Source organism: Sorangium sp. So ce834 (assembly GCF_051521425.1).
Taxonomy (GTDB): Bacteria; Myxococcota_A; Polyangia; order Polyangiales; family Polyangiaceae; genus Sorangium; species Sorangium cellulosum_D.
In genome coordinates this window covers 12,621,286-12,631,534 of record NZ_CP150351.1, presented here as the reverse complement: position 1 = coordinate 12,631,534, position 10,249 = coordinate 12,621,286, and the positions used below count along the sequence as shown (strand labels likewise).

At 75.7% G+C, this 10,249-nt stretch carries 1 protein-coding gene; it reads right to left on the bottom strand.

Translation table 11 applies throughout. From position 1 onward, the window contains the following. Window positions 1-16: 16 nt before the first annotated feature. Complete coding sequence (locus WMF20_RS46470; protein WP_437617236.1) at window positions 17-10,222, bottom strand: type I polyketide synthase; 10,206 nt, start codon at window positions 10,220-10,222, stop codon at window positions 17-19. Window positions 10,223-10,249 lie beyond the last annotated feature (27 nt).

Here is a 10,249-nt window from a genome sequence, read left to right as displayed (position 1 = left end):
TCGGCTTCCATGGTGGTCATGAGGCGGTCCCTGCGTTGGTCGTGAACTCTCGGTCGAACATGCTCAGGAGCTCGTCGTCGCTCGCCGCGCGCACGCGGTCCGCGAGGTCGCCGGCCGCCGCGGCGTCGCGCTCGCGGTCCCACGTCGAGAGGAGCGCTTGGAGGCGCGCCGTGAGGCGATCGCGGATCGCCGCATTCGCGTGGGCCGCGGAGAGCGCGTCTTCGAGGCGATCGATCTCGTCGCCCGCGGCGGGCGGCGGAGCCTTCGCGTGCGCGGCGATCTCGGCGAGGAGGACGCGCACGAGCGCGGCGGGCGTCGGGTGGTTGAAGAGGAGGGTCGCGGGGAGCGTCCGCTGCGAGGCGGCGGCGAGCCTCCTTCGGAGCTCGAGGGCCATGAGCGAGTCGAGCCCGATTTCACGGAGCGGACGGTCCATGTCGAGCTCGCTCGGCGTGCGGTAGCCGAGGACGGCGGCGATCTCGCCGCGCACCACGTCGGCGACTGCACGTTCGCGCTCGGCCTCGGAGAGGCCGGCGATCCGCTCCGGCGCGAGCGCGGCCTGCGCCGCCCCCGCGCCGCCGGAGCGACGCGCGGCCCTCGGGCGCGCGAGCCCGCGGAGGAGCGGCGACAGCGCGTCCGTCCCGTCGGCGATCGCCGCGAAGCGCGCGGGGACGAGCGAGGCGTCCGGGTGCGAGAGCGCGACGTCGAAGAGGGCGAGCCCGTCCTCCGCCGAGAGCGCGCGGAGACCGCCACGTCCCATGCGCGCGCGCAGCGCTGGGCCCACGCGCGCGCTCATCCCGGTGCTCTGATCCCAGTAGCCCCAGGCGAGCGACGACGCGGGCAGGCCGAGCGCTCGCCGCCGCTGCGCGAGCGCGTCGAGGAACGTGTTCGCCGCCGCGTAGTTCGCCATCCCAGGGCCGCCGATCACGCCCGAGGCCGACGAGAACAGGACGAACGCCGCGAGATCGCGCTCGCGCGTGATCTCGTGGAGATGAAGCGCGCCGTCGACCTTCGCGCGGAATACGACCGCGAGCTCATCGCGCGTGAGGGCGCCGATGACACCGTCCGCGGTCGCGCCGGCGGCGTGGACGATCGCCGTGAGCGGGTGCTCGCGCGGAATCGACCCGACGAGCGCGTCGAGCGCGGGGCGGCTCGCGACGTCGCACGCGGCGATCGTCACGCGCGCGCCTCGGGCCTCGAGGTCGCGCCGGAGCGCCTCGGCGCCAGGGGCGTCCGGCCCCGTCCGCGAGGTGAGGAGCAGGTTCGTGATCCCGTGCCCTTCGACGAGGTGGCGCGCGACGAGCGCGCCGAGCGTGCCGGTTCCGCCCGTGACGAGCACCGTCCCGTTCGGGTCGAGCGCGCGCGGCGGGGGGGCGGCGGCCGTCGTGGCGCGCGCGAGGCGAGGGGCGAGCCTCCGTCCGCCGCGGAGCGCGAGCTGCGGCTCCGCCCCGTCGAGGGCCGTCGCGAGCGCGCGGTGCGACGCGCCTTCGCCGTCGGTGTCGACGACGAAGATCGCGCGGTCCGGGCGCTCGGCCTGCGCCGCGCGGACGAGCCCCCAGAGAGGCGCGTGCGCGAGGTCGCGGACGTCCTCGTCGGGGCGCGTGGCGATCGCGCGCGTCGTGAGCACGACGAGCGCGCACGGCGCCAAGCGCTCGTCGGCGAGCCACGCCTCGAGGAGCGCGAGCGCGCTCGCGGCGGCCTCGTGCGAGCGCGCCGCGGAGCCACCCGCGTCGGAGCTCGCGTACGGCGCGACGACGACGCTCGGCGGCGCGGCGCCGCGGGCGAGCGCGCCGGTCATCGAGGCCACGTCACGGTGCGCTTCGACGGCGATCCCCGCGCTCGCGAAGGCGCGCGCGAGCGCGTCGTCGCCGCCGAGGATCGCCCACGGGCCTGCGCCGCGCGCGCCCGTGGGGGAGGGCAGCTCGGTCCAGTCGACGCGGAAGAGCGCCTCGCGCGCGATCGCGTCGCGCCCCACGCCGACCGCGGCGCGGACCTGCTCTGGCGACGTCGCGCGCATCGCGAGCCCGTCGATCGACGCGACCGGCGCGCCCGCCGCGTCGGCGATCGCGATCGCGACGGTCTCGTCGTCGCGCCGCGTGAGGCGCACGCGAGCCGCGCTCGCGCCGACGGCGTGGAGCGTCACGCCGGACCACGCGAACGGCATCGCCACGCGCGCGGAGCCCGCGGGGATCTCGATCACGAGGGCCTGCAGCGCGGCGTCGAGCAGCGCGGGGTGGAGCCCGAAGCGATGCGCGTCGCCCTCCGCTTCTTCTGGCAGCGCGACCTCGGCGAAGACGTCGTCGCCGCCGCGGTACGCCGCGCGCAGCCCGCGAAACTCCCCGCCGTACACGATACCCGCATCCGTGATGCGGTCGTAGAAGCCGTCGGTCGTGATCGGGGTGGCGAGGGGAGGCGGCCACGCGCGCAGATCGAACGCGGCCTGCTCGGCCTTCGGCGCGAGGGTCCCGCTCGCGTGCCGCGTCCACGCGCCGTCGTGCGGCGCGCGCTCGTCTGGACCGGCGTCGGGCCGCGCATGAATCGTCATGCTCCGCCGCCCCGCTTCGTCGGGAGCGCCGATCGCGATCTGCACCGCGACGCCGCCCTTCGGAGGCAGCGCGAGCGGCGCTTCGAGCGTGAGCTCCTCGACGCGCTCGAGCCCGGCGCGATGGGCCGCCGCGATCGCAAGCTCGAGGAACGCGGTACCCGGCAAGACGCGCGCGCCGAAGACCTCGTGGCCCCCGAGCCAAGGCTGCTCCGCGAGCGCGAGGCGACCCGTGAAGAGGAACCCGTCCGCGTCGGCGAGGGCGACGCTGGCCCTGAGGAGCGGATGATCCGCGGGTGTGAGCCCGGCCGACGCGACGTCGGCGGCGCGCGCCACCGTCGGCTCGAGCCAGAAGCGCTCGCGCTGGAACGCGTACGTCGGCAGCGCGACGCGGCGGGCGCCGAGAGGCTCGAAGAACGCCTCCCAGGCGTGCTCGCGCCCGCGGGCGTGGAGCTCGGCGAGCGCGAGGAGGAGGCGCGCGCGATCACCTTCGTCGCGCCGGAGCGTGCCGACGACGGCGGCGCTCGCGCCGACCGCTTCGCTCGTCTCTCCGAGCGCGAGGCCGAGCACGGGGTGCGGGCTCACCTCGACGAAGAATCGGTGCTGGTCGGCGAGCAGCGCCCGCGTCGCGTCTTCGAAGCGCACCGTCTGCCGGAGGTTTCGGTACCAGTAGGCCGCGTCGAGCGCGGTCCCGTCGAGCTTCGCGCCCGTGACGGCGGAGTAGAGCGGCACGACGCACGCGCGTGGCGTGATCCCCGCGAGCTCGGTCGCGAGGTCGGCCTCGATGGCCTCGACGTGCGCGGAGTGCGACGCGTAGTCGACGCGCACCTTGCGCGCGAAGATCTGCGCGGCGCCGAGGTCGCCGACGAGCGCGTCGATCGCGTCGACGTCGCCGGCTACGAGCGTCGCGCGCGGGCTGTTGATCGCGGCGATCGAGACCCGTCCGTCGAAGGCGGCGAGGCGCGCTTCGAGCTCGTCGGCGCTCAGCTCGACCGCGGCCATCGCGCCGCGCCCGGCGATCTTGGTGATGGCGCGCGCGCGGAGGGCGACGACCTTCGCGGCGTCTTCGAGCGAGAGCGCGCCCGCGACGTACGCGGCGGCGATCTCGCCCTGGCTGTGTCCGACGACGGCGTCGGGCTCGACGCCCATGGCGCGCCACGACGCGGCGAGCGCGACCATGACGGCGAAGAGGACGGGCTGGACGACGTCGACCCGGTCGAGCGGCGCGGCGGTCTCGCCCCCGACGGCCTCTCCGCGGAGCACCGCGCCGAGGGACCACGCGACGTGCGGCGCGAGCGCGCGCTCGCACGCCTCGATCTGCTCGCGGAAGACCGCGTCGGTCTCGAGGAGGGACGCGGCCATCTCGGGCCACTGCGAGCCCTGGCCGGGGAAGACGAAGGCGACCTTTCCGCTGCAAGCTGCGTCGCCGGTTCGAGCATCCGGGGCCGGAGCGCCGCGCGCGAGCGCGTCGAGGGCCGTGAGCAGGGCGTCGCGGTCCTTCGCGACTATCGCGGCGCGGCGTTCGAAGTGCGAGCGCGTCGTCGCGAGAGACAGCGCGACGTCGGCGAGCGCGAGGTCGGGGGCGGCGGCGAGGTGCGCGCGAAGGCGATCCGCTTGCGCGCGCAGCGCGTCGTCGGTCTTCGCCGACAGAAGGAACAGCAGCGCCGAATCGCCCGCGCCGGCGTTGCCCTGCGCGTCCACCTCGGGCTCCGCGGGCGACGGCGCCTCTTCGAGTATCACGTGCGCGTTGGTTCCCGAGAGCCCGATCGCCGTGACACCGGCGCGGCGCGGGCGCCCGCGCGGCGGCCACGGGCGCGCCTTGTCGGCCACCTGGATCGGGATCGCGTCCCAGTCGATGTGCGGGTTCGGCGGGCTCGCGTGCGGCGTCGCCGGGACCACCCCGTGCGTCAGCGCGGCCACCATCTTCGCCACGCCGGCGAGCCCGGCCGCGAACTCGAGGTGCCCGAGGGTCGTCTTCAGCGCGCCGACGAGGAGCGGGCTCTCGGCCGGCCGCCCTTCGGCGTACACCGCCGCGAGCGCGTTCACCTCGATCGGATCGCCGAGCGACGTCCCCGTGCCGTGGCACTCGACGACGTCGACGTCCGCCGGCGTGAGCCGCGCGTCGGAGAGCGCGGCGCGGATCACCTTCTGCTGCGCCGTCCCGTTCGGCGTCGTGATCCCGCTCGACGCGCCGTCGTGGTTGACGGCGCTCCCGCGCACGACCGCGAGCACCGGATGCCGGCGCGCGCGCGCGTCGCTGAGGCGCTCGAGCGCGAGCACGACGGCGCCTTCGCCGCGGCCGTAGCCGTCGGCGTTCGCCGAGAACGTCTTCGAGCGGCCGTCGGGCGCGAGCGCGCGCGTCCGTGAGAGGAGCACGAACGGCTCGGCGTGCGCCATCACCTGGACCCCCGCGGCGAGCGCGAGATCGCACTCGCCGCGGCGCAGCGACTGGCACGAAAGGTGGAGCGCGACGAGCGACGACGAGCACGCGGTGTCGACAGAGAGCGCCGGCCCTTGGAGGCCGAGCGTGAAGGCGAGGCGCCCCGCGGCGAACGACGAGATCGTCCCCATGAAGTCGTACGCCTCGGCCTCCTCGAGGGCGCCGCGGAGCGCGGCGTAGTCGCTCGCGCCCGCTCCGACGAAGACGCCGGTCTGCGTGTCTCGCAGCGATCCCGGCACGATCCCCGCGGCCTCGAGCGCCTGCCACGCCGTCTCCAGCAAGATGCGGTGCTGAGGATCGATGTGCTTCGCCTCGCGCGGGCTGATGCCGAAGAAAGCCGCGTCGAAGAGATCGACGCGATCGAGGAGCGCTGCGCGCCGGACGTAGCTCTTTCCGGGCGCGTTCGGGTCGGGATCGTACGCCGCGTCCGCGTCCCAGCGCGCCGCGGGGATCGGGCCCACGGCGTCGCGCTCCTCTTCGAGGAACCGGAAGAGCCCGTCCGTGTCAGCCACGCCGCCGGGGAGGCGCAGGCCGATCCCGACGATCGCGATCGGCTCGTCGAGGGGCGCGCGCGCCCTCTCGGGCGCGCCGGCGTCGCGCTCGGGGCGCACCTCGCCGAGCGCGTGGGCCAGCGTGTCGCGCAAGAACATCGCGACGCGGCGGGGCGACGGGTGGTCGAACGTGACCGTCGCGGGGAGCGCTACGCCGGTCGCTCGTCGAAGGCGGCGGCGCAGCTCGACGGACATGAGCGAGTCGAGCCCGAGATCGAAGAAGCCGCGATGAGGCTCGATCCGCGAGGCGTCCGCGTGCCCGAGAACGGCGGCCGTCTCCGCGAGCACGAGCGCCACGAGGTGCGGGAGGCGATCGACCTCGTCGAGCGCGCGGAGGGCCGCAAGCAGCGGAGGCTCGCCGTGCGGCGCCGCCGCCGGCTCCGCGAGCGCGTCGAGGGCGCGACGGGCCTCGGCGATCTCACCGATGAGGGGACGCGGGCGCGCCGACGCGAACGACGGGGCGAAGCGCGCCCAGTCGATGTCCGCGACGGCGACGCTCGTCTCATCGTGCTCGAGGGCGCGCGCGAGCGCGGCGACGGCGAGCGGCGGCGCCATCGGCGAAAAGCCCATGCGGCGGAGGCGCGCGTCCGCCTCGGCGTTCTCCGCGAGCATGCCTCCGCCGGCCCAGGCGCCCCACGCGACGGACGTCGCCGCGAGCCCGCGCGCGCGCCGCTCTTCTGCGAGCGCGTCCAGGAACGCGTTCGCGGCCGCGTACGCGCCCTGCTGCCCGCCACCCCAGACGCCCGCGCCCGACGAGAACAGCACGAACGCGTCGAGCGCGCGATCGCCGAAGAGCTCGTCGAGGTGCCGAGCCCCCGCGGCCTTTCCGGCGACCGCGTCGGCGAGATCGGCGATGTCGGTCGCCGCGATCGCCGCCTGCGGGCCGACGCCGCCGGCGTGGAAGACGGCCGTCACGGGCCCCTCGGCCTCGACGTCGCGCACGAGCGCCGCGATCGCCTCACGGTCGGCGACGTCGCACGCAGCGATCGTCACGCGCGCGCCGCGCGCGGTGAGCTCGTCGCGCAGCGCCTCGGCTCCCGGGGCGGCGGCGCCGCGCCGGCTCGTGAGGACGACGTGCTCGGCGCCGTGCTCGGCGAGCCAGCGCGCGACGTGCGCGCCGATCGCGCCGGTGCCGCCCGTCACGAGGATGGCCCCACGCGGCGCGAGCTTGCGGATCGCCGGGGCCTCGCCGAGCGGCGCGCGCACGAGCCGCCGCGCGAAGAGACCAGCGGGACGGAGCGCGACCTGGTCCTCGTCGCCGCGCTGCGCGATCCACGCGACGAGGTGCGCGAGCCCCCTCGCGCCGAGCGCGCTCCCCGCGCCGAGCGCCTCTCCGACGTCGACAAGGCCGCCCCAGCGCTCGGGGTGCTCGAGGCCGACGACGCGCCCGAGGCCCCACGTCATCGCCTGCGCAGGACGCGTGAGCCGGTCGGCGCTCCCGATCGAGACGGCGCCGCGCGTGAACAGCCACAGCGGCGCGGTGATCCCTGCGTCGCCGAGCGCCTGCGCCAGGGCGAGCGTGAGCGCGAGCCCGGTCGGCACCGCCGCGTGCGTGGGCAGCGGCGTCTCGTCGAGCGCCGCGAACGACAGGACGCCTCGCACAGTGACGCCGTCGGCGATCGCCGCGCGCAGGCGCGTCGCGAGGCGACCGCGAGCGGCGTCGTCGTGCGCCACGTCGACGGTGACGACCGCCGCGCCGCGAGCGGCGAGCGCGACGGCCACGGCGCGGGCGAGCTCGCCTCCGGCCGCCGGCGTGAGCGCGAGCCACGTCCCTTCGACGCTGGCGTCTCGCGGCGCGCTCGTCGATTTCCACACGACGCGGTACCGCCACGCGTCGGCCGTGCTCTGGGCGTGTCGCCGCTGCCGCCACGTCGAGAGCGCCGGAGCGACGGCGGTGATCGCGGCGCGCGCCTCGTCTCCCTGGACGCCGAGCGTCTCGGCGAGCGCGTCGACGTCGCAGCGGTCGATCGCCTGCCAGAGCGCGTCGTCGGCGGCGCTCGCCGCCGAGCGTGTCGCGTCGCCGGGGCGCGCCTCGGGCGCATCGAGCCAGAAGCGCTCGCGCTGGAACGCGTAGGTCGGGAGCGCGACGGTGCGCGGCGCGAAGGGGGCGAAGAAGGCGCGCCAGTCGACGGCGAGGCCTCGCGTGTGGAGCTCGGCGAGCGAGAGGTTGAAGCGCGCGAGGTCTCCTTCGTCGCGCCGAAGGGACGCGCACGCGACCGCGTCGTGTCCCGAGGCGTCGATGGTGTCGCGCAGGGCGACGGTGAGCACGGGGTGAGGGCTGACCTCGACGAAGAAGCGGTGGCCGTCGTCGAGCAGGGCGCGCGTGGCGTGCTCGAAGCGGACGGTGTGGCGCAGGTTTCGGTACCAGTGGGCGGCGCCGAGGGCCTCGCCATCAAGCCTCTCGCCCGTCACCGCGGAGTAGAGCGGCACGGTCGCCGGGCGCGGCGCGATGCCGTCGAGCGCCTCCAGCAGCGTCCGCTCGATGGCCTCCACGTGGGCGGAGTGGGAGGCGTAGTCGACGCGGACCTTGCGGGCGAAGAGCTGCGCCCCGCTCAGGTCGGCGACGAGCTCGTCGATGGCGTCGGGGTCTCCGGAGACGAGGGCCGCGTGAGGGCTGTTGATCGCCGCTATCGCGAGGCGTCCGCCGAAGGGCGCAAGGCGCGCCTCGAGGTCGGCGGTGGTGAGCTCGACGGCGGCCATGGCGCCGCGTCCCGCGAGCTTCGTGATGGCGCGCGAGCGGAGCGCGACGACCCTGGCGGCGTCTGCGAGCGAGAGCGCGCCCGCGACGTACGCGGCCGCGATCTCGCCCTGGCTGTGGCCGACGACGGCGTCGGGCGTGACTCCGGCGGCGCGCCAGGTGGCGGCGAGGGCGACCATGACGGCGAACAGCACGGGCTGCACCACGTCGACGCGCTCGAGCATGGGCGCGGCGTGCGCTTCGTCGCCGCCGAGCACGGCGAGGAGCGACCAGTCGACGTGCGGCGCCAGGGCGCGCTCGCACGCCTCGATCTCGGCCCGAAAGGCGGGCGAGGAGGCGAGCAGAGCGCGCGCCATCGATGGCCACTGCGAGCCCTGGCCGGGGAAGACGAAGGCGACCTTGCCCGACGGGAGCGCCTCGCCCGCGACCGTTCCTGCCCCCGCGCGCCCCTCGGCGAGCGCCGCGAGCGCCGAGAGCAGCGCGGCGCGATCGTCTGCCACGACGGCGGCGCGACGCTCGAAATGCGACCGCGTGGTCGCGAGCGACGCCGCGACGTCGACGAGGGCGACGTCGGGATCGCGCGCGACGTGCGCGTGGAGGCGCGTTGCTTGCGCTCGCAGCGCGGCTTCGGTCTTCGCCGAGAGCAGGAAGGGCAGAGCGCCGGCATGGGGGCGCGCGTCCGGGGCCGGAGGCGCCTCATCCGCCGGTGCCTCTTCGAGGATGACGTGGGCGTTGGTGCCCGAGATGCCGAACGACGAGACGCCTGCGCGCCGAGGAGACCCGTTCGGCTCCCACGGCACCGAGTCGGTCAGGAGGCGCACCGTCCCCGGCGACCAGTCGACGTGCGGCGACGGGCTCGCGGCGTGCAGCGTCTTCGGCAGGAGACCGTGGCGCAGCGCGAGCACCATCTTGATGACGCCGCCGATCCCCGCGGCGGCCTGCGTGTGCCCGACGTTCGACTTGAGGCTTCCGAGCCAGAGCGGATGTTCCTTCGAGCGCGCCTGGCCGTACGTCGCGAGGAGCGCCTGCGCCTCGATCGGATCACCGAGCGTCGTGCCGGTGCCGTGCGCCTCGACGGCGTGTACGTCGCTCGCCGCGAGGCGCGCGCTCGCGAGCGCCGCGCGAATGACGCGCTCCTGCGCAGGGCCGTTCGGCGCGGTGAGCCCCTGGCTCTTGCCGTCCTGGTTGATCGCCGAGCCTCGGAGCACGGCGAGGACGGGGTGGCCGTTCTTGCGCGCGTCCGAGAGGCGCTCGAGGAGCAGCATCCCGGCGCCTTCCGCCCAGCCCGCGCCGTCCGCTCCGGCCGCGAATGATTTGCATCGCCCGTCGGGCGCGCCGGCGTGCTGCGTTCCGAGCTCGACGAAGACGTCTGGCGTCGCCATGATCGTGACGCCGCCGGCGAGCGCGAGAGAGCACTCGTCTTCGCGGAGGGCGCGCGCGGCGAGGTGGAGGGTGACGAGCGACGAGCTGCACGCCGTGTCGACGCTGATCGCCGGCCCGCCGAGGCCGAGCGTGTACGCGATCCGCCCGGACGCGACGCTGGCGACCCGCCCCGTGACGGCGTACCCGTCGTGACCGCGCGTCGCGCGCGGCGCCGAGCTCCCGTAGTCGCCCTGCATCACCCCGACGAAGACGCCGGCGTTCGTGCCGCTCAGCGATGCGGGATCGATCCCCGCGCGCTCGATCGTCTCCCACGCGATCTCGAGCAGCACGCGCTGCTGCGGATCCATGTCGCGCGCCTCGCGCGGGCTGATCGAGAAGAACGCCGGATCGAAGAGGTCGGCGTCCTCCACGAAGCCGCCCTCGCGCGCCGCGCCGCCGCCGGCGAGCACGTCGAGGTTCCACCCGCGGCTCTCGGGGAACGGCGAGATCGCGTCCTTGCCGTCCACGAGGAGCGCCCAGAGATCCTCGGGCGATCGAACGCCTCCCGGGAATCGGCAGCCCATCGCGACGATCGCGATCGGCTCGCTCTTGCTCTCTTCGACGACGCGCAGACGCTCGTGCGTCTGGCGCAGCTCGCC